Raw genomic sequence first — 20,309 nt, 5'->3', positions numbered from 1 at the left:
TCAAACCCCACAGGAGGCTGTTGCAATGCAAGTATTCACTGTTCAAGGAATGACCTGCGGCCATTGCGTCAAGGCTGTCACTCGCGCGGTTCGGGCCCAGGATGAGGAGGCTGTGGTCGAGGTCGATCTGGCTCACAAGCAGGTAAAAGTGCAGAGTGAATTGTCGGCAGAAGATATTCTCACGGCGATTCGCGACGAGGGTTACGCGGCCGAAGCCGTCTGACCGCTGGCGCTTGCGCGGTGGATAAAAGATTCATCGCGCAGGCGTAAGTCTGTCAGCGAAACCCCGGCAGGACGGTTAGACTAGCGGACTTGCTTAGCCTGCTACGGATTTCCGATGAACCTGCGAACCATCCTGATTCTCGGCGCCTTGAGTGCGTTCGGGCCCCTGGCGATCGACTTCTACCTGCCCGGTTTCCCGGCCATGGCACTGGCCTTCGGCACCGACGAGAAGCACATCCAGACCACCCTCGCGGCGTACTTTCTCGGCCTGTCGCTTGGCCAGCTGGCCTATGGGCCGGTGGCCGACCGCTTTGGCCGGCGCATACCGCTGTTGGTCGGGGTGACGCTGTTCACTGTGGCGTCACTGGCCTGCGCTTTCGCCCCGACCCTCGATGCGCTGATTCTGGCGCGCTTCGTCCAGGCCCTCGGTGGCTGTGCCGGGATGGTGCTGTCGCGGGCGATCGTCAGCGACAAGTGCGATGCCGTGGGTTCGGCCAAGGTTTTCTCGCAACTGATGCTGGTCATGGGCCTGGCGCCGATCCTCGCACCGATGCTCGGTGGTGTGATGGTCAATCTGTATGGCTGGCAGTCGATCTTCATTGCCCTGACCCTGTTCAGTGCCCTGTGCACCCTGGCCGTGGCCCTGGGCCTGCCTGAAAGCCTGCCGGCCAATCAGCCGCGCCCGCCCTTGTCAGGCTCCCTGCGCCAATACGGTCGGCTGTTCAAGGACCGGATCTTTCTCGGCCACGCCTTGACCGGCGGCATCGCCATTGCCGGGATGTTCGCCTACATCGCCGGTTCACCGTTCGTGTTCATCAAGCTCTATGGGGTGCCAGCCGAGCACTATGGCTGGCTGTTCGGCAGTAACGCGGCGGGGTTCATTCTGGTGGCGCAGGTCAATGCGCGGCTGCTGGCCAAGCGTGGCCCGGCCTTCTTACTGGCGCGGGCAGTGTGGGTTTACCTGGCGGCAGGACTGACCCTGCTCGGGATCAGCGCCTTGCACCCGGCGGCGCTGTGGCCATTGCTGATTCCGCTGTTCATCTGTATCGCCAGCCTCGGTTGCATCATCCCCAATGCCTCGGCCTGCGCCATGAGCGGGCAGGGTGCCCGGGCCGGCAGCGCTTCAGCGCTGCTGGGTTGCCTGCAGTTCAGTGTGGCTGCCGGTGCCGCAGCGCTGGTGGGAGTGCTGCATGACGGCACGGCGGTGCCGATGTCCATGGTCATCAGCCTGTGCGGCCTGGCGGTGGTGAGCGTGGCGATGCTGACCCGGCGGCTGAGCCTCAGCCGTTGCGTTTGAGCGGGTGCGGCGCCTGTAGCCGGGCTTGCAGGGTGTTGACGAAGGCACGGGCCTCAGCCTCGCTGCGAAAGCTCACCACATGCTGGTCGAGCTGAACCTGCCATGGGCAGCCGGGCTTTTTTACTGATGCACTGACCTGGATATTCATATCTGCATACCTGAGGTTGGCGTTGGCTGATGCATTGTAGCGCCGGCCACGGGCAGCGGAATGACCTGGGTCAGTTGTCGGACTGACGGTCACGCCCACCCCGCAAGCGAGGTGGGCGCGTCATTTCAGAAGCCTTCCAGGACGATCTTGCCCTTGGCCGCGCCGCTTTCCAGCAGGGCATGGGCGCGGCGCAGGTTGGCGGCGTTGATGGTGCCGAAGTGCTCGCCCACGGTGGTCTTGAGCGTGCCGTTGTCGATCAGTTCGGCAACCCGGTTCAGCAGTTTGTGCTGCTCGATGATGTCGGCGGTTTCGAACAGCGAGCGTGTGTACATGAACTCCCAGTGCAGCGACAGGCTCTTGCGCTTGAGCTTGGTGACGTCCAGCTGCTTGGGGTCATCGATCAGCGCCAGTTTGCCTTGCGGCGCCAGGGCTTCGACCAGTTGATCGAGGTGCTGGTCGGTCTGGGTCAGGCTGGCCACGTGAGTCACCTGGTCGATGCCCTGGGCCTTGAGTGCGGCGGCCAACGGCTGGCGGTGATCGACCACCTGATCGGCACCCAGTTCACGTACCCAGTCCTGGGTTTGTGGGCGCGAGGCGCTGCCAATCACCGTGAGGCCGGTCAGCTTGCTCGCCAGTTGAGTGAGGATCGAGCCGACTCCACCGGCCGCGCCAACGATCAGCAGGCTCTGGCCGAGGTCTTGCTCGCCTTCGGCGATCTGCAAACGCTCGAACAGCAGCTCCCAGGCGGTGATGGCGGTCAACGGCAGTGCCGCCGCTTCGGCAAAGCCCAGGGTTTTCGGCATGTGCCCGACGATCCGCTCATCCACTACGTGCAGTTCACTGTTGCCGCCAGCGCGGGCGATGGAGCCTGCGTAGTAAACCTGGTCGCCCGGCTGGAACAGGCTGACCTCGCCGCCCACCGCCTTGACCACACCGGCCACATCCCAGCCCAGCACCTTGGCGGCGCCACCTTCAGGCTGCACGTTCTGGCGAACCTTGGTGTCGACCGGGTTCACCGAGATTGCCCGTACCTCCACCAGCAGGTCGCGTGGGCCTGGCTCGGGGGCTGGCAGTTCGATGTCGTGCAGGGCTGCCGCGTCGGTGATGGGCAGGGAGTGATAATAGGCAACGGCTTTCATGGAGAGTCCTCGGAGGGTCGTCAATGAGGGCCATGATTGGTGCTTTCACTTGCAGTTAAAAGCCGTTAAAACTACAGAATCTTTCAATAAAATTTTGATAATGGCGGGTGAATCAGGTGCGTATCGACGACCTGCAACTGTTCGTACGGGCCGCTGAGCTGGGCAGCCTGTCTGCCGCCGCCCGCCTGCTTGATCTATCGCCGGCGGTAGCCAGCGCATCGCTCAAACGTCTGGAGCAGCAACTGGGTGTGCGCCTGCTGGCGCGCTCGACCCGCAACCTGCGCCTGACTGCCGAGGGCGAGGGTTTCTTGCAGCACGCCCGTTCCGCCCTGGCGAGCCTCGAGGAGGGGCGGCGGATCCTGGCCCATGGTCAGGATCAGGTCAGCGGTACCTTGCTGTTGTCGGCACCGTCCGATTTCGGCCGTAATGTGCTGCTGCCCTGGCTCGATGAACTGCAGTACGAACACCCGCAACTGAATGTGCGCCTGCTGCTGGGCGACCGCAACGCCGACCTGTTTCGCCAGGCGGCCGACATCGCCCTGCGCTACGGCGCGCCGGAAGACTCGAGCCTGGTGGCCTTGCCGCTGTGCCCGGAGAACCGCCGGGTGCTGTGTGCCTCACCCGCCTATCTGGCCCGCCACGGTGCGCCGGCCGAAGTGGCACAACTGGCCCAGCACAATTGCCTGCTGTATCAGCTTGGCAGCCGCGTGCATGACCACTGGCGCTTTGGCGAGGGCGCCAGTGAGGTGGGTGTGAGCGTGAGCGGCGATCGCTTCTGTGACGATGCCGATGTGGTCCGGCGCTGGGCATTGGCGGGTGCCGGTATCGCTTACAAGTCCTGGCTGGATGTGGCCAACGATGTGCAGGCCGGACGCCTCAAGTTGCTAATGCCGCAACTGCGCGGTGAAGCGGCGCCGCTGAACCTGATGTGCACCCATCGGGCGCAGTTGGGCAAGCCCGTGCAGTTGTTGCGAAATATGCTTCGAGTGCGTTGTCAGGCAATGCTCGAGAAACTGCTGGGTTGAACTGCCCAAGACATTGCTATTACGTGTTACTCCTACATGGTATGCATGTAGTTCTTGTGGGTTGCAGCAAAATTTGTTGTAGGTTTTATCGGGTGGTTTGAACTTGATAATAATCCGTCAATTGCTAGCAAGATATGTAACATGGGGGCTTGGGTATACATGTCCAAACGTATCTTCAATCTTGCGCCAGGCCGCCGTTGCTGAGGTTGCCAATACCTTGGGAATTGACCGGATTTCCTTGGCGCTACGCGGCTTATAATGGATCCAGCAGTCATTTCCAGCGAGAGATACTTCCATGTCCAGGCCGGCAAGTATTGCCTCTTACTCAGACATTGCCTGGCCCTGGCCCGGGCTGACTGCCGGTGAGGTGCTTGACCGCAAGTAGCCTGAATAACTTTTGTATGTTCGTGTTTCAGGAGGAACACGATGACTAGATAACTTCCGCTTCCTGCCTTTCTGGCATCGGAACCTCGCAGTAAATGCTGCCGACATGGTTAATCAATCGATATCAGACGTGATCTCGCAGGGAGTTGAGATATGAAACCAGTAACGAGTATCAGCCAGATCGCCAGCTTGTTGGCCGACCCGAAACGCAGTGCAATGTTATGGGCCTTGATCGATGGCATGGCGCGACCTTCCGATGAGCTCGCCAGTTTGGCTGGGCTGACGCCTTCTTCGGCCTGTGCTCACCTGGCCAGGTTGTCGGCCAGCGGCTTGCTGAAGCTGGAGCCGCGTGGGCGCAAGCGTTATTTCAGGCTGGCCGCGCCAGAGGTCGGGGCGGCTGTCGAAGCGCTGGCCAGTGTCCAGGTGAAAACCCCTGAAGACAGCGGCGAGCGGGAGGTGGGGGGTATCCCGCTGTCCATGCGCCGGGCAAGAGTGTGTGGCGATCACCTGGGCGGCGAACTGGCGGCGGATCTGTACCAGCGCTTTTTCGATGCCGGCTGGCTGGAAGGCAGCGAGCGGGACATCGAAGTAACCCAGCACGGCCGTACCCAGTTTGCCGCTTACGGGATTTTCATCGAGGCCTTGGCCCAGCATCAACGTCGAAGTTTCAGCAGTTGCCGTTGCTGCAGCGAATGGAGCGACCATCGCCCGCATCTGGGCGGAGCGCTGGGCAGCAGCTTGCTCAAGTTGTTCCTGCAGTCTGGCTGGATTCGCGAGAGTGAAACCTCGCGCATGCTGCAAATCAGTGCAAGCGGCTTGTCACATATCAACCGCATGGCCCAGCTTCAGGTGTTGAAGACGGCAGGCTGAACCGGAGGCGCCTGCGTAGCGGGCGTCGTTGCGGTGTCTGGCAAGGTCGTTGCTGACAATTCGCCCGAAGGCAGATGCCGTGACACTCGGAGTTGGCACAACTCCCGGCGTCTGGAGCGCTTGCCGATCATTGCCCTGCGGTGTTCGGCATCGAGACGCGGGGCAAGACTCTGGAGGAGTTGAGCGAGATTGAGGATTAACCTGTAGGAGCGGGCTTGCCCCGCGATGAGGCCAGTGCAGCCAGCACCCCGATCGCGGGGCAAGCCCGCTCCTACAGGTCCAGCACTGTCAGGGTTTGACCAGCCGTGCATCCAGGCTGTTCTGCGCCAGGCGCCGCGCCTGGTCCTGGGTCATGCCCAGGTGCTCATGCAGGGCCTGGAAGTTTTCGGTGACATAACCACCGAAGTACGCCGGGTCATCGGAGTTGACCGTGACCTTCACGCCACGCTCGAGCATGTCGAGGATGTTGTGCTGGCTCATGTGATCGAACACGCACAGCTTGGTGTTGGACAGCGGGCAGACGGTCAGTGGGATCTGCTCGTCGATGATCCGCTGCATCAGGCGCTCGTCTTCGATAGCGCGCACGCCGTGGTCGATACGCTGGATCTTCAGCAGGTCGATGGCTTCCCAGATGTATTCGGGCGGGCCTTCTTCGCCAGCATGGGCGACGGTCAGGAAGCCTTCGCTGCGGGCGCGGTCGAACACCCGTTGGAACTTGCTCGGTGGATGGCCCATTTCCGAGCTGTCGAGGCCGACGGCGATGAAGGCATCACGAAACGGCATGGCCTGGTCGAGGGTCTTGTGTGCTTCCTCTTCACTGAGGTGGCGCAGGAAGCTGAGAATCAGGCCGCTGCTGATGCCCAGTTGCTGCTGGCCATCCTTGAGTGCCGCTCTGATGCCATTGACCACAACCTCGAAAGGGATGCCGCGATCGGTGTGGGTCTGCGGGTCGAAGAACGGCTCGGTGTGAATCACGTTCTGCGCCTTGCAACGCTGCAGGTACGCCCAGGTCAGGTCGTAGAAATCCTGCTCGGTGCGCAGGACATCGGCGCCCTGGTAGTAGAGGTCGAGAAACTCCTGCAGGTTGTTGAACGCGTAGGCGCTGCGCAGGGCCTCGACGTCGTTCCAGGGCAGGGCGATCTTGTTGCGCTCGGCCAGGGCGAACAGCAACTCGGGCTCCAGCGATCCTTCCAGGTGCAGGTGCAATTCTGCCTTGGGCAGAGCGTTAAGCCAGTCGTACATAGTGGTGGCGTCTCATCAGGTGCGGTTGCCGCCATTCTACAGAGGTTGCGCTGTCTACGCGGAGAAAGCTGACCAGGCGGTTACCCCGGGAAACCTTCAACGATGGCGAAACCAACGGGATCGAGGGCATGACCCTCTTCGTGCGGTTCGCCACCGTCATCATGTTGGCATTGCTCGCCTTTGAGCTATCAGCCCGCGATCAGTTGTGCGGCGGCCTGACGGTGATCGGCGATCAGCGCCTGCACATCCAGGCCTTCGATCTGGCCATCAACGACGCGCCACTGGCCACCGACCATGACCCGGTCAGCGCGGTCGGCGCCGCACAGCAGCAGGGCCGAAAGCGGATCGTGGCTGCCGGAGAAGCGCAGCTCATCAAGCTTGAACAGCGCCAGGTCTGCCTGTTTGCCCACCGCCAGCTCGCCAATATCGCTGCGCCCCAGCAGTTGCGCCGAGCCGCGGGTGGCCCAGCCCAAAACCAGTTCCGGCGTGATCGCTTCGGCGCCGTAGCGCAGGCGCTGCAGGTACAGGGCCTGGCGCGCTTCGAGGATCATGTTGGAAGCATCGTTGGAGGCCGAGCCGTCAACGCCCAGGCCCACCGGTGCCCCGGCCCGGGTCAGTTCCAGGGTTGGGCAGATGCCCGAGGCCAGGCGCATGTTCGAGCTCGGGCAATGGCAGATGCCAGTGCCGGCGGCGCCCAGGCGGGCGATTTCGTCCGGATTGAAATGGATGCCATGGGCCAGCCAGGTGCGCGGGCCGAGCCAACCGACGCTGTCGAGGTAGTCGACCGTGCGCAGGCCGAAGCGCTGCAGGCAGAAGTCTTCTTCGTCGAGGGTTTCGGCCAGGTGGGTGTGCAGGCGTACGTCCAGCTCTTCGGCCAGATCGGCGCTGGCGCGCATGATCTCCGGCGTGACCGAGAACGGCGAGCAGGGTGCCAGGGCGATCTGTATTTGCGCGCCATCGCCGCGCTCGTGGTAGCTGTGGATAAGTCGCTGGCTGTCGGCCAGGATCACTTCGCCCTGCTGTACCGTCTGTTGCGGTGGCAGGCCACCGTCGGCTTCGCCCAGGCTCATGGAACCGCGGGTGAGCATGGCGCGCATGCCCAGTTTGCGTACCGCTTCGACTTGCACGTCGATGGCGTTTTCCAGGCCATCGGGGAACAGGTAATGGTGGTCGGCGGCGGTGGTGCAGCCCGACAGCAACAGCTCGGCCAGGGCCACGCGAGTCGCCAGCTCAAGCTTGGCCGGAGTCAGCCGGGCCCATACCGGGTACAGGGTTTTCAGCCAGGGGAACAGCGGCTGGTTGACCACCGGCGCCCAGGCGCGGGTCAGGGTCTGGTAGAAGTGGTGGTGGGTGTTGATAAGTCCGGGCAACACCACATGCTCGCGGGCGTCAAAGACTTGTCCACAGGGGCTGGCCGGGCTTTGGCCAAGGCCGAGTACTTGCTGGATGCGGCCGTCTTCAATGACCAGGCCGCCACGGGCGTCGAGGCTGTTGGCAGTGAAGATGGCGAGGGGGTTTTTCAACCAGATACGGGTCGCAGGCATGGTGCCGGCTCCTCTGAAAGTGGGTTCAGGTTAGCCAGCTCAGTGTTGCCCTGTCTGCTGATCCAGGTCCGCCGCGGTGGGCGAGGTGTCGAGTCTACACCCACCGCGCGCGGTTTCACCAGATCAGGCTTTCGCCTTTGTAATTGATGAATTGCAGGCCGCCTTTGCCGCTGTTGGCGTGAACCTGATCGAGCATGCCGCGGGTGCTGGTGGCCACATCGATATCGGCGCCTTCACCGCCCATGTCGGTCTTGACCCAGCCCGGATGCATGGCCAGCACGGTCGGCTGCGGCTCGCCCAGTTGCGCCACGAAGCTGTTGATCATCGAGTTCAGCGCCGCTTTGCTGGCCTTGTACAGGCACAGTTCCGGCGCGTCGGGAATACTCACACTGCCCAGTACCGAGCTCATGAAGGCAATCACCCCGGTGTTCTTGCGCAGTTGCGGGGCGAAACGCTGGGCCACGCGAATCGGCGCCACGCTGTTGGTCATGAACAGCTCGCCGACATCGGCCAGCTTGGCCTGCTCCGGGTTCTGTTCTTCCGGGCCCTTGACCCCGGCGTTGACGAACAGCAGGTCGAAAGTCTGCGCGCCGAGGCGTTCCTGTAGTGCGTCGAGCTGGCGGGCGCTGTTCATCTCCAAGGTTTCTACCTGCACCCGCGGCAGGGCGCTGAGGGTGTCAGCCCTGGCCGGGTCGCGCACGGTGGCGATCACATTCCAGCCGTCTTCTACCAGGCGTTGCACCAGGCCAAGGCCCAGGCCGCGTGAGGCACCAATGATCAGGGCGGTTTTGTTGATGGACATGGGGGACTCCTTTCAAGGGGGTATCGATCTTTGATCAAAGAATAACCAGTCTAGTCAAACCGTGGCCCTACAAGCTGTTGGCGCAGGGGTGCACGGCTTATCCACAGCTTGCTCCACAGTAATTGTGTGCAAGCATTCAAGGTGGATATAAGCCCGTCAGAGCCCGGTCCGAAGCCAATAACTGGGGATAACTTGCTGATTTTTCGTCAGTTGATGCACTGTCATCAAAACTTGATCAAAATATGATCGTTCGTCTGCAGGCTAGGTAAATCAAGGCGCGCAGGCGAATGCTAAGAGCTTATCCACAGCCGGGCCCACAGTGAATGTGGGCAATTGTTCAGGGGCGTTCCAGCAGGATGCGGCCACGGCTGAGGTCGGCCAACTGGCGTTGCAGGGGTTCGATCTGCTCCTCGCCCAGGGCCAGGCGCAGATCGACGCCGTTGGCGGTGAATTGTTCGTCCAGCACCAAGCCGTCGGCTTCAGCCACGCGCAGTTTCAGCAGCGCCAGTTCGCTGAAGCTGCAGCTGCAGGTGAGTTCGCTGCGGCTGACCAGCAAGCGTTTTTCGGCCTGCTGCAGGCACTTGTTGGCGCCACCGCCGTAGGCGCGGGCCAGGCCCCCGGTGCCCAACTGGATGCCACCGTACCAGCGGATCACCAGCACCACCACCTGGTCACAATCCTGGGCCTCGATGGCCGCGAGGATCGGCCGCCCAGCGGTGCCGCCGGGTTCGCCGTCGTCGCTGCTGCGGTATTGCCCGCCAAGCTTCCAGGCCCAGCAGTTGTGGGTGGCGGCGAGGTCGCTATGGCTTTCGATGAAGTTCATGGCTTCGGCCGGGCTGCTGATTGGCGCAGCCAGGGTGATGAAGCGGCTCTTGCGAATCTCTTCGCGAAACTCGCAGGTGTCGAGCAGGGTAAAAGGCATAAGGCAGGTTCAGTCGCGAGGTGTCAGGCCACAGCCTTTGAGAATGATGTGGATAAGATTGTTGCTGGCATCTTCCATGTCCTGCTTGGTCAGGCGGCTGCGGCCGGTGACCTGGCAGATCTGGGTGGCGAAGTCGGCATAGTGCTGGGTACTGCCCCACAGTAGGAAGATCAGGTGTACCGGGTCGACCGGGTCCATCTTGCCGGCGTCGATCCAGGCCTGGAACACCGCGGCACGGCCCTTGAACCAGGCGCGGTAGTCTTCGCTGAAATAGTCGCTCAGGCACTGGCCGCCGCTGATGATCTCCATGGCGAAGATCCGCGATGCCTGCGGGTTGCGCCGGGAAAACTCCATCTTGGTGCGGATGTAGCTGCTCAAGGCCTGGGCTGGGTCATCGTCGACAGTCAGGGCGTTGAAAGTGCTGTCCCACAGCTCGATGATGTTGCTCAACACTGCCACATACAGGCCGAGCTTGTTGGTGAAGTAATAGTGCAGGTTGGCCTTGGGCAACCCGGCCTTGAGGGCGATGGTGTTCATGCTGGTGCCCTTGAAACCGTGGCGGGCGAACTCGTCCTCGGCGGCCTGGATGATGGCCTGCTCGTTCTTCTGGCGAATGCGGCCGGCGGGCTTGCCCGAGGCTTGGGGGCGATGCGCAGGGACTTCAAAGGTCATGAACGATTCCAGACAAGGCAATGGGTATCTCTTATGACTGGCTAACCTACCAGCATTAGTCCTCAGCGAGTAGCCGCCAGGCTTTCGAGGAAGCTTTCCAGCACCAGGTGCGGGCGCCGGCCTTTGCGCGTTACCCAGCACAGGCTCAGGTCATAGAAGCGCTCGGTGGGCTTGAGTGCACGCAGCCGGCCTTGTTGTACCCAGAAGGATGCATAGTGGTCCGGCAGGTAGCCGATGTAGCGCCCGGTCAGAATCAGGAAGGCCATGCCTTCGCGGTCCGAGGCGCTGGCGGTGCAGTTCAGCGCCTGGTAATGGGCCTGGATGTCCGCGGGTAGGCGGAAAGTCGGGGCAATGGCGTCCTGGCTGTTGAGACGCTCGTCGTCCAATTGCCGGTCGTCGGCGTAGAACAGCGGGTGGCCGACCGCGCAGTAGAGCAGCGAACGTTCGCTGTACAGCGGCTGGTACTCAAGGCCCGATAGCGGGCTGGTTTGCGGAACCACGCCAACATGCAGGCTGCCATCGAGCACGCCCTGTTCGACCTGGCTGGGGGCAATCATGCGGATCTGGATGCGCACGTCCGGGCCGCGGTCCTTGAGCTGCGCCAGGGCATGGGTAATGCGCATGTGCGGCAGGGTCACCAGGTTGTCGGTCAGGCCGATGTTCAGTTCGCCGCGCAAATGCTGGTGCAGGCCGTTGACCTCGGTGCGAAAGCTTTCCAGAGCGCTAAGCAATTGCAACGCCGACTGATACACCTCGCGGCCTTCCTCGGTCAGCGAAAAACCGGCGCGCCCGCGCTGGCACAGGCGCAGGCCCAGGCGCTGCTCGAGGTCGCTCATCTGCTGGCTGATGGCCGAACGGCCGATACCCAGCACGTTCTCGGCGGCCGAAAAGCCGCCGCACTCCACCACGCTGCGGTAGATTTTCAACAGGCGGATATCGAAATCGCTGACCTGGGCCAGGGGTTGTGGACGTTTCACGCGATGCCTTTGCACTGGAGGGGAGTGAAGGCTCACAACATACCCTCATCAGACATTCTCGCGCCAGCGACGGGCCTGAACGAGCAGGGCCGGAGCGAAGTGCAGCACGACCATCCGCAGCAGGTGATGCGTCAGGATGAATACCACATTCAGCCCGCCGCTGAAGGCGACGATGGCGATGGTCTCGATGGCGCCGGGCATGTACGCCAGCCATAAGGCAAAAGGGTCGTTGTCCAGCACCCGGGCGGCGACCCCGGCAAAGGCAGCGGCGACCAGCAGCATCAGGCCCACGGACATCAGCCCGGCCCGACCGTGACGAACAAGTTCTGCCAGGCTGATCTCCCTGAACCTGGCGCCAATCATCACGCCGAGGATCAGCGCGGCGCCATCGACGCTCCATTGCGGCATGTGGAAAGCATGCAACAGCCCAAGCTTCACATAGATCCCCGAGGCGATGATCGCGGTCAGCATGAAAGGTGCGGGAACACCGACTTTCAACAGCAGGCGGCCAAGCACAATGCACAGAGCGATCAGCGACAGCAGGGTCAACGCGGTAATGAACGTCAATGGACTGCTCGGGCTTACGTGCGCTCCGGCACTTGCCGGTATGCACAGGCTCACCAGCAGCGTGATCGACAGCAGTCGTACCAGGTGCACAACGATCACCTTGCTGGATGCGCGTTCAGACTCAAGCAGATCGAACACCGCCGCCAAGGCGCCCGGGTAGACGGCAAGGAGTGAATCCTTGAGGTTCCATGCCGAGACTTTCAGCAACCACAGTGCAGCCACGGCAATCTGCGTTGTCAGGCACAGAAGTAACAAGCCGAGGCTCGGCAGCATGGTTGCCACTGTCTGGTTGTCCCAGGCCTCGAACATCAGGCCGGTGGCAATGCCCAGGACGATCTGTACATAGCCGAGGCCGAAGCGCAGCCGGGGAGCCACATTGAACCTACTGACGACAATTGCCGTCGCCACTATCGAGCCCAGTAGCAGGCCATGGGGCACGCCAGCGTACTGCAGGGCGGTACCAGTCAAAGCAGCGATCAGCAAACACACGAAGGTTTTCATAGGCTCAAGTGCTCAATGCACGAAGGTTGCGGTAGATGGTTTCAGCCTGCATCTGCAAGACGTCGATATTGCTGACGGCATAGAACACACCCGTGGTCGGAGCGCCAATGGCAAAGATATTAGACGGCCCCTGGTGGTTGATGACGCGACAATCGTCATAACGCACGTCGATCCCACCGTATTGATGCTGGATACAGATACCGGATTCAGCCAGATTCTTGTAGAGCGCACCTTGCATCGCATCGCCAGCGCCCGTGGCATTGACCACGTTGGAGAACCTGCAATTGAAATCACGCCCGCGTGCCATAAAGTCGCCTTGTGTCACGCTGACATCGGATAATCCGGTTCGACAAGCCAAGCGTCCCGAATGCATATGTTGGTGAATCTTGATCCAGTTTTCCTTGGGGATGGGAACCCGCAATTGCCTCCAGGCACCCCGGAAGCGTCCGACGAATACCTTCCTTTCGCGCTCGGAGAGCAGGTTCCAGATCATCGGCACGATCAGGTTAGTCGAAGAGAACACCGAGTAGATATCCTCGCGGGCCACCGAGGCCTGGGTGTGATCGCGCATGAGGTCATCGAGGGTGGCGTCGATGCCCTGCGCCTCCAGCTCTTCGTCGAACATCGCCCGCACCGTCTTCAATGCCGAGCCACCAAAGCGCAGGCGATGCCTGATGGCGTGTTCAGTCAGTACCTTGAGTGCTCGCGGCTGATAGCTTTCGCTGTAGTTGGGAATCTTGCTGCTGCGGGTCAACATGGTCACATGATTGCCAGGGTCGGCATCGAGCAGGGTCAGTGCGACGTCGATGGCTGACAGTTGATTGCCGAGCACACCGATACTGTCGGAGCGAATCTCGGCAAGGCGAGTCGTCGGGTAGGGGTTGTTGATGTATCCCGGGGCCCCCTTTAGCCGATAAAAGTCGGTCGGCTCGGCATTGCCGGTTGCCAGCACGACGGCCTTGTATCCCGGGCGTTCACCCGATGCGGTGCTGAGATCATAGCGCCCCCGGGACGAAGTCATTCCGGTGATATGTTCACGGTAGTACTGAATCGATGAGTGCTCGCGCAGCGAAGACTGCACTGATTCTTCGATGAACTTGCCGAACACCGGGCGCGGTTGATAACCATTGGACTGGGCCATGCCACGGGTCTGCAACCACTGCTTGAAGTCGCCCTGCTCGCGCAGATACATCAAATTGGCGGGGCGGTTGACCAGGTTGCTCAAAATATCTTGCTGATAAGCCTGGCCCGATCCGCTGCTACCGGCAGTATCGAACACATCAATGCTGAGTGCTGGCGTCAGGTGCTTCAACCGTTCCAGAATGATCGCACCGCTATAGCCCAGCCCAACGACTGCTACCTTGCCCATATCCAATCCTTTAGATGTGGTTTTGCTGCGGGCGCGATAACGCCCGTTGCCTGGTATCGACCTGCCAGGTCATGACAGGTGACAAAGACCGGCTGGCGGGGTATCCGTCAGTCGGCGTCCGATTACAGGCAAGCGCCGGTGGGCGCTGCCTGATGTCGTTGTTCAAAGGGATACCGGCTTACGCCCAGACGAAGGTATCCCTGACCCAGCTGTCGAACTGGGCGAGATGGTCGCTGACTTCTTTCTCACTGTTGCCCTCGACAATCGCCGAGACGATTTCGCCATTGGTCATTTGCATTCCGGAATAATCCGTGCCCTTTTTTGCAGTGACCGTGTAATAGCGAATGAAGGGCAAGTCGATAGATGCCGGGAAGTCGATCAGCTTGCCTGTGCGCGGCGGTACGTTCAGTTGGCCGAGCAAGTGGCGCGGTGGCAGCAGCGACTTCAACGACGCCGACTTGCCGCCACGCTCGGCATCGATCAGGGTCAGACGCGGATTCAACCCGTAGGCTTCGGTCAATTCCTGATTGATGCAGCAGCCTCCCAGGCGACAGGCGATTTCGCAGACGATGAGGTCGTCGCCGTCGAGAAACACTTCAAGGTGGAACAGCAGGGTGCCCAGGTTTGGCAATGCCTGCTCGATGATGCTTCGGGTCAGCTTCACGCACTGCGCATGCAGCGGATTGCTTTCGGCCAGCATCTGGAAACCGAGGCTTTGTCCGTCAAGAAAGTCCAGGCAGGTAATCGTCGAGCGTACCGGGGAAATAATCACCGGGTTGCCGTTGATGTAGAGCCCATTAACGTTCAGCAACGGTGCATCGAGGTACTTTTCGACCATCAGATTGTGCAGCGTTGTGCCGTCCTGCTGTTGCAGGTAGTCGCGCAAGCCGTCGACGTCGCGTAGCACCCGTACGCCCCCCGAACCTCGTCCATCACGAGGCTTGACCACCACCGGGTAGCCGTACTGCTCGATGAAATCGTTGATTTCGCACGCCGAGCCGACCATCGCCATGGGATTGATGCGAATGCCATGCTCCGCGAGCCTCTGCTTCATGAGGAATTTGTCACGGTACAGCAGAGTCATGGCCTCATAGCGTGTACGCGAACCATTGAGACGGTCCTTGATGCGCGCCACACGCAGCAAGTCGACTTCTGCCAGCGCAACTACCGTGTGAGTGCCTAGCGCTCTCGCCGCCGCCAGGGCATCGAGTTCGACTAGCGCTGATTCATTGAAGTTGGGGTAAAGCCTGAAAGACTCGCTCAGGGTGGGGAACTGCTGGTCCAGCGCTGCTTTGGCTGACAAGTCGCTGTAAATCAGCGAATTGTTGCCCAGCACGTTCAACCATTCTTGTTCCGAGTGCTGCAGGAGGATTTTCGCGGGCGAGAACAGGATTACAGGGTTCAAAGGATTTCCTTATCGTGATTGTTCATGGCGTAGCACATGCGCAAGGCAGTCCATGGTGCGCGTGTTGTTGCAGCGACCGGCCGAAGGGCGCGTTCATACGCTCCTGTAGTGGAACTATCAGAAGTTGCCTGTACGTGAGCGCTGTAGGTCTTAGGAAATACTGGGAGGCGCGATGGCTTCGGACAAGAGAGGTTCTGCGACAGATAGAGTGAGACTCCTCTATCGTGGCTGTAAGTAAATGCACATCGCCGCACGGCGGTTTTTCGCAACTAATTGATTGGTGAGGGAATTTTCGGAGTCGCTCAGTCGACCGGCATTCAACATGACGCCAGGCGGTAAATGTTTAGCGAAAGGCAAACCAAAGATCGGAAAAGCAGGATTTTCCAGACCTTACGGCCATGCCAATTTAGTCGCAACAACACTTGTCGCTGCCCAATTGCCTTGCGAGGACTTGTCCGATGAATCTGCCTGAAAACGCTCCTGTCGGTCTGGCCAGCCAGCTCAAGCTGGACGCCCACTGGATGCCCTACACCGCCAACCGCAATTTTCAGCGCGATCCCCGGCTGATCGTCGCCGCCGAAGGCAGCTACCTGACCGACGACAAGGGTCGCAAGATCTATGACGCACTGTCCGGCCTGTGGACTTGCGGTGCCGGTCACACCCGCAAGCAGATCCAGGAAGCCGTATCGCGCCAGTTGGGCGTGCTCGATTATTCGCCGGCCTTCCAGTTCGGTCACCCGCTGTCGTTCCAGCTGGCCGAGAAGATCACCGACCTGACCCCGGGCAACCTCAATCACGTCTTCTATACCAACTCCGGTTCCGAGTGCGCTGACACTGCGGTCAAGATGGTCCGTGCCTACTGGCGCCTGAAAGGCCAGGCCACCAAGACCAAGCTGATCGGCCGTGCCCGTGGCTATCACGGAGTGAACATCGCCGGTACCAGCCTGGGTGGCGTCAACGGCAACCGCAAGCTGTTCGGCCAGTTGCTCGACGTCGATCACATCCCGCACACCCTGCTGCCTGGCAATGCCTTCACCAAGGGCATGCCGGAAGAGGGCGGTATCGCCCTGGCCGATGAAATGCTCAAACTGATCGAGCTGCACGATGCTTCGAACATCGCCGCGCTGATCGTCGAGCCGCTGGCCGGTTCCGCTGGTGTATTGCCGCCGCCGAAGGGTTACCTGAAACGCCTGCGGGAAATCTGCGACCAGCACAACATCCTGCTGATCTTCGACGAAGTCATTACCGGCTTCGGCCGCATGGGCTCGATGTTCGGTGCCGATGCCTTCGGCGTTACCCCGGACCTGATGTGCATCGCCAAGCAGGTCACCAACGGCGCCATCCCGATGGGCGCGGTGATCGCCAGCAGCGAGATCTACCAGACCTTCATGAACCAGCCGACCCCGGAATACGCGGTGGAATTCCCCCACGGCTACACCTACTCGGCACACCCGGTCGCCTGCGCCGCCGGTATTGCCGCGCTGGACCTGCTGGAGAAGGAAAACCTGGTGCAATCGGCCGCCGAACTGTCGCCGCACTTCGAGAAGGTGCTGCACGGGGTCAAGGGGGCGAAGAACATCATCGACATCCGTAACTACGGCCTGGCCGGTGCGATCCAGATTGCCGCCCGTGACGGCGATGCCATCGTGCGTCCGTACGAGATTGCCATGAAGCTGTGGAAAGCCGGCTTCTATGTGCGCTTCGGCGGCGACACCCTGCAGTTCGGCCCGACCTTCAACAGCCAGCCGCAGGAACTGGATCGTCTGTTCGATGCGGTCGGCGAAGCCATCAACCAGGTCGACTGATCGTCCCTCTATATATAAGAAGCGGGCGCGAGTGATCTCGCGCCCAGGCATACCCTCTTTCTGGAGTTCTGCATGAGCACTGTTCAACACCTGATCAACGGCGAGCTGGTGGCTGCCGACGTACGCACCGCCGATGTCTTCAATCCGTCCACTGGCCAGGCTATCCACAAGGTCGCCCTGGCCAGCAAGCAAACCGTGCAGCAGGCCATCGACTCGGCCAAGGCCGCTTTCCCGGCCTGGCGCAACACGCCACCGGCCAAGCGTGCCCAGGTGATGTTCCGCTTCAAGCAACTGCTGGAGCAGAACGAAGCGCGTATCTCCCAACTGATTAGCGAAGAGCACGGCAAGACCGTGGAAGACGCCGCCGGTGAACTCAAGCGCGGTATCGAGAACGTCGAGTTCGCCTGCGCCGCCCCGGAAGTGCTCAAGGGTGAGTACAGCCGCAACGTCGGCCCGAACATCGATGCCTGGTCCGACTTCCAGCCGCTGGGGGTGGTGGCCGGTATCACGCCGTTCAACTTCCCGGCCATGGTGCCGCTGTGGATGTATCCGCTGGCCATTGCCTGCGGTAACTGCTTCATCCTCAAGCCATCGGAGCGTGACCCGAGCTCGACCCTGCTGATCGCCCAACTGCTGCACGAAGCCGGCCTGCCTAAAGGCGTGCTCAACGTGGTGCACGGTGACAAGGAAGCGGTTGATGCGCTGATCGAGGCCCCTGAGGTCAAGGCCCTGAGTTTTGTCGGCTCGACGCCGATCGCCGAATACATCTATGCCGAAGGCACCAAGCGCGGCAAGCGCGTCCAGGCGCTGGGCGGGGCGAAGAACCATGCGGTGCTGATGCCTGATGCCGATCTGGACAATGCGGTCAGCGCGCTGATGGGTGCAGCCTACGGTTCTTGCGGTGAGCGTTGCATGGCGATCTCCGTGGCCGTGTGCGTTGGCGACCAGGTGGCCGATGCGCTGATCGCCAAGCTCGAGCCGCAGATCAAGGCGCTGAAGATTGGTGCCGGCACTTCCTGTGGCCTGGACATGGGCCCGCTGGTTACCGCGGCAGCCCGTGACAAGGTGGTGGGCTACATCGACGATGGCGTGGCTGCCGGTGCGCAACTGGTGGTCGACGGTCGTGGCTACCGGGTTGCCGGTAACGAAGACGGTTACTTTGTCGGCGGCACTCTGTTCGACCGTGTGACTCCCGAGATGCGCATCTATAAAGAAGAGATCTTCGGGCCAGTACTGTGCGTGGTACGCGTGGACAGCCTGGAAGAAGCCATGCGCCTGATCAACGAGCACGAGTACGGTAACGGCACCTGCATCTTCACCCGTGACGGTGAGGCGGCGCGCCTGTTCTGCGATGAGATCGAAGTGGGCATGGTGGGCGTCAACGTACCGCTGCCGGTGCCAGTGGCTTACCACAGCTTCGGTGGCTGGAAGCGTTCGCTGTTTGGTGATCTGCATGCCTATGGCCCGGATGGCGTACGTTTCTACACTCGCCGCAAAGCCATTACCCAGCGCTGGCTGCAACGTGCCAGCCATGAAGCCTCGCAGTTTGCATTCCCGAGCCTCTAAGGCGTTAGCTGCAAGCTGCAAGTTGAGCGCGGTGCTAGCGCTTCTACTTGCAGCTTGAAGCTTGTGGCTTATAGCCAAAACGCCGCCGCTGAAACAAAGTTGAAATAAGTCCTTGACGCCCCTGTGGATCTGTCTATAATTCGCCCCACTTCCGGCGCAGTCGGAACTGAAAACTCCTTGAGTTTCAAAGAGTTAGCGGTTCCAGGGTCATCCGGAAGGGCTTCGATCGAAAGATCGACAGCGGTGAAAAAGGCTGTTGACAGCGGTTTGAAACGCTGTAGAATTCGCCTCCCGCTGACGAGAGATCGCAGCGAGTCAAGTGGTTGAAGTTGAAAGGCTTTTTAATCGAAAGCATCTGAAAAACTTCAAAATAAACGCTTGACAGGCTCTGAGGAAAGCGTAGAATGCGCGCCTCGGTTGAGGCGAAAAGCTCTTAACCAACCGCTCTTTAACAACTGAATCAAGCAATTCGTGTGGGTGCTTGTGAGCTCAGACTGATAGTCAAAAAGATTATCAGCATCACAAGTGGCTACACGAAAAATCGAAAGATTTGAAAGTAAGTCATTTGAGATTGCTGAGCCAAGTTTAGGGTTTTCTCAAAACCCAAGCAGTATTGAACTGAAGAGTTTGATCATGGCTCAGATTGAACGCTGGCGGCAGGCCTAACACATGCAAGTCGAGCGGATGAGAAGAGCTTGCTCTTCGATTCAGCGGCGGACGGGTGAGTAATACCTAGGAATCTGCCTGGTAGTGGGGGACAACGTTTCGAAAGGAACGCTAATACCGCATACGCCCTACGGGGGAAAGCAGGGGACCTTCGGGCCTTGCGCTATCAGATGAGCCTAGGTCGGATTAGCTAGTTGGTGAGGTAATGGCTCACCAAGGCGACGATCCGTAACTGGTCTGAGAGGATGATCAGTCACACTGGAACTGAGACACGGTCCAGACTCCTACGGGAGGCAGCAGTGGGGAATATTGGACAATGGGCGAAAGCCTGATCCAGCCATGCCGCGTGTGTGAAGAAGGTCTTCGGATTGTAAAGCACTTTAAGTTGGGAGGAAGGGTACTTACCTAATACGTGAGTATTTTGACGTTACCGACAGAATAAGCACCGGCTAACTCTGTGCCAGCAGCCGCGGTAATACAGAGGGTGCAAGCGTTAATCGGAATTACTGGGCGTAAAGCGCGCGTAGGTGGTTCGTTAAGTTGGATGTGAAATCCCCGGGCTCAACCTGGGAACTGCATCCAAAACTGGCGAGCTAGAGTAGGGCAGAGGGTGGTGGAATTTCCTGTGTAGCGGTGAAATGCGTAGATATAGGAAGGAACACCAGTGGCGAAGGCGACCACCTGGGCTCATACTGACACTGAGGTGCGAAAGCGTGGGGAGCAAACAGGATTAGATACCCTGGTAGTCCACGCCGTAAACGATGTCAACTAGCCGTTGGAATCCTTGAGATTTTAGTGGCGCAGCTAACGCATTAAGTTGACCGCCTGGGGAGTACGGCCGCAAGGTTAAAACTCAAATGAATTGACGGGGGCCCGCACAAGCGGTGGAGCATGTGGTTTAATTCGAAGCAACGCGAAGAACCTTACCAGGCCTTGACATGCAGAGAACTTTCCAGAGATGGATTGGTGCCTTCGGGAACTCTGACACAGGTGCTGCATGGCTGTCGTCAGCTCGTGTCGTGAGATGTTGGGTTAAGTCCCGTAACGAGCGCAACCCTTGTCCTTAGTTACCAGCACGTTATGGTGGGCACTCTAAGGAGACTGCCGGTGACAAACCGGAGGAAGGTGGGGATGACGTCAAGTCATCATGGCCCTTACGGCCTGGGCTACACACGTGCTACAATGG

17 protein-coding genes and 1 rRNA gene are annotated in these 20,309 nt (G+C 60.3%); 7 read left to right on the top strand and 11 right to left on the bottom strand.

Going from position 1 to position 20,309, the window contains the following annotated elements:
* The first annotated feature begins 25 nt into the window (after positions 1 to 25).
* Together JV241A_RS21815 and JV241A_RS21810 are read left to right on the top strand one after the other, a co-directional pair.
* Positions 26 to 223 (top strand): cation transporter, encoded by a 198-nt coding sequence (locus JV241A_RS21815; RefSeq protein ID WP_115088928.1) that lies wholly within the window; start codon positions 26 to 28, stop codon positions 221 to 223.
* 114 nt (positions 224 to 337) lie between these two features.
* Positions 338 to 1,519, top strand: coding sequence for a multidrug effflux MFS transporter (locus JV241A_RS21810; RefSeq protein ID WP_115088927.1), 1,182 nt, complete (start codon positions 338 to 340; stop codon positions 1,517 to 1,519).
* On the opposite strand, the gene JV241A_RS27500 is transcribed toward JV241A_RS21810, so the two are convergent.
* Together JV241A_RS27500 and JV241A_RS21805 are read right to left on the bottom strand one after the other, a co-directional pair.
* A complete protein-coding gene (locus JV241A_RS27500) occupies positions 1,503 to 1,667 on the bottom strand; it encodes a hypothetical protein (protein ID WP_166675732.1) in 165 nt (54 codons plus the stop codon). The genes JV241A_RS21810 and JV241A_RS27500 overlap by 17 nt on opposite strands.
* A 125-nt stretch (positions 1,668 to 1,792) precedes the next feature.
* A complete protein-coding gene (locus tag JV241A_RS21805) occupies positions 1,793 to 2,806 on the bottom strand; it encodes a zinc-binding alcohol dehydrogenase family protein (protein WP_115088925.1) in 1,014 nt (337 codons plus the stop codon).
* Positions 2,807 to 2,922: 116 nt separating this feature from the next.
* On the opposite strand from JV241A_RS21805, the gene JV241A_RS21800 reads away from it, so the two are divergent.
* Positions 2,923 to 3,831 carry a LysR family transcriptional regulator gene (locus JV241A_RS21800; protein ID WP_115089509.1) on the top strand — a complete coding sequence of 303 codons (909 nt, stop codon included), beginning with the start codon at positions 2,923 to 2,925 and terminating at the stop codon, positions 3,829 to 3,831.
* 537 nt (positions 3,832 to 4,368) lie between these two features.
* Positions 4,369 to 5,085, top strand: coding sequence for a helix-turn-helix transcriptional regulator (locus JV241A_RS21795; protein WP_134064425.1), 717 nt, complete (start codon positions 4,369 to 4,371; stop codon positions 5,083 to 5,085).
* 288 nt (positions 5,086 to 5,373) lie between these two features.
* Here JV241A_RS21795 and JV241A_RS21790 read toward each other — a convergent pair whose 3' ends face one another.
* The 9 genes from JV241A_RS21790 to JV241A_RS21750 all read right to left on the bottom strand — a co-directional run bounded on the left by JV241A_RS21790 (position 5,374) and on the right by JV241A_RS21750 (position 15,086).
* Positions 5,374 to 6,327: an adenosine deaminase gene (locus JV241A_RS21790; protein ID WP_115088922.1), complete on the bottom strand. Its 954-nt coding sequence runs from the start codon at positions 6,325 to 6,327 to the stop codon at positions 5,374 to 5,376.
* Positions 6,328 to 6,515: 188 nt separating this feature from the next.
* Positions 6,516 to 7,871, bottom strand: a complete 1,356-nt coding sequence (locus JV241A_RS21785; protein WP_115088919.1) for an 8-oxoguanine deaminase — start codon at positions 7,869 to 7,871, stop codon at positions 6,516 to 6,518.
* A 115-nt stretch (positions 7,872 to 7,986) separates the two neighbouring features.
* Entirely contained in the window at positions 7,987 to 8,673 is a 687-nt protein-coding gene (locus JV241A_RS21780) for an SDR family oxidoreductase (RefSeq protein ID WP_115088917.1), read from the bottom strand.
* Between the two features lie 337 nt (positions 8,674 to 9,010).
* Positions 9,011 to 9,595: a YigZ family protein gene (locus JV241A_RS21775; protein WP_115088916.1), complete on the bottom strand. Its 585-nt coding sequence runs from the start codon at positions 9,593 to 9,595 to the stop codon at positions 9,011 to 9,013.
* Positions 9,596 to 9,604: 9 nt separating this feature from the next.
* Positions 9,605 to 10,267, bottom strand: coding sequence for a TetR/AcrR family transcriptional regulator (locus JV241A_RS21770; protein WP_115088914.1), 663 nt, complete (start codon positions 10,265 to 10,267; stop codon positions 9,605 to 9,607).
* A 62-nt stretch (positions 10,268 to 10,329) separates the two neighbouring features.
* Positions 10,330 to 11,244 carry a LysR family transcriptional regulator gene (locus tag JV241A_RS21765; RefSeq protein WP_115088912.1) on the bottom strand — a complete coding sequence of 305 codons (915 nt, stop codon included), beginning with the start codon at positions 11,242 to 11,244 and terminating at the stop codon, positions 10,330 to 10,332.
* Between the two features lie 48 nt (positions 11,245 to 11,292).
* The gene (locus tag JV241A_RS21760; RefSeq protein ID WP_134064423.1) at positions 11,293 to 12,312 is read right to left on the bottom strand and encodes an AbrB family transcriptional regulator; all 1,020 of its coding nucleotides are present in this window, start codon (positions 12,310 to 12,312) and stop codon (positions 11,293 to 11,295) included.
* A gap of 4 nt (positions 12,313 to 12,316) precedes the next feature.
* Positions 12,317 to 13,681 carry an FAD/NAD(P)-binding protein gene (locus JV241A_RS21755; RefSeq protein WP_134064421.1) on the bottom strand — a complete coding sequence of 455 codons (1,365 nt, stop codon included), beginning with the start codon at positions 13,679 to 13,681 and terminating at the stop codon, positions 12,317 to 12,319.
* 178 nt (positions 13,682 to 13,859) lie between these two features.
* Positions 13,860 to 15,086 carry an ATP-grasp domain-containing protein gene (locus JV241A_RS21750; protein ID WP_115088906.1) on the bottom strand — a complete coding sequence of 409 codons (1,227 nt, stop codon included), beginning with the start codon at positions 15,084 to 15,086 and terminating at the stop codon, positions 13,860 to 13,862.
* A gap of 458 nt (positions 15,087 to 15,544) precedes the next feature.
* Between JV241A_RS21750 and JV241A_RS21745 the strand changes: the two genes are divergently transcribed.
* From JV241A_RS21745 to JV241A_RS21730, 3 genes are all read left to right on the top strand, one after another.
* The gene (locus tag JV241A_RS21745) at positions 15,545 to 16,891 is read left to right on the top strand and encodes an aspartate aminotransferase family protein (protein WP_038997314.1); all 1,347 of its coding nucleotides are present in this window, start codon (positions 15,545 to 15,547) and stop codon (positions 16,889 to 16,891) included.
* 72 nt (positions 16,892 to 16,963) lie between these two features.
* Positions 16,964 to 18,457, top strand: a complete 1,494-nt coding sequence (locus JV241A_RS21740; RefSeq protein ID WP_134064419.1) for a CoA-acylating methylmalonate-semialdehyde dehydrogenase — start codon at positions 16,964 to 16,966, stop codon at positions 18,455 to 18,457.
* Positions 18,458 to 19,072: 615 nt separating this feature from the next.
* Positions 19,073 to 20,309, top strand: a 16S ribosomal RNA gene (locus JV241A_RS21730); the annotation flags it as partial.

Origin of the sequence: Pseudomonas sp. JV241A (assembly GCF_900275665.1) — a bacterium.
Lineage (GTDB): Bacteria > Pseudomonadota > Gammaproteobacteria > Pseudomonadales > Pseudomonadaceae > Aquipseudomonas > Aquipseudomonas wadenswilerensis.
This window is presented reverse-complemented; position numbering and strand designations above follow the sequence as displayed.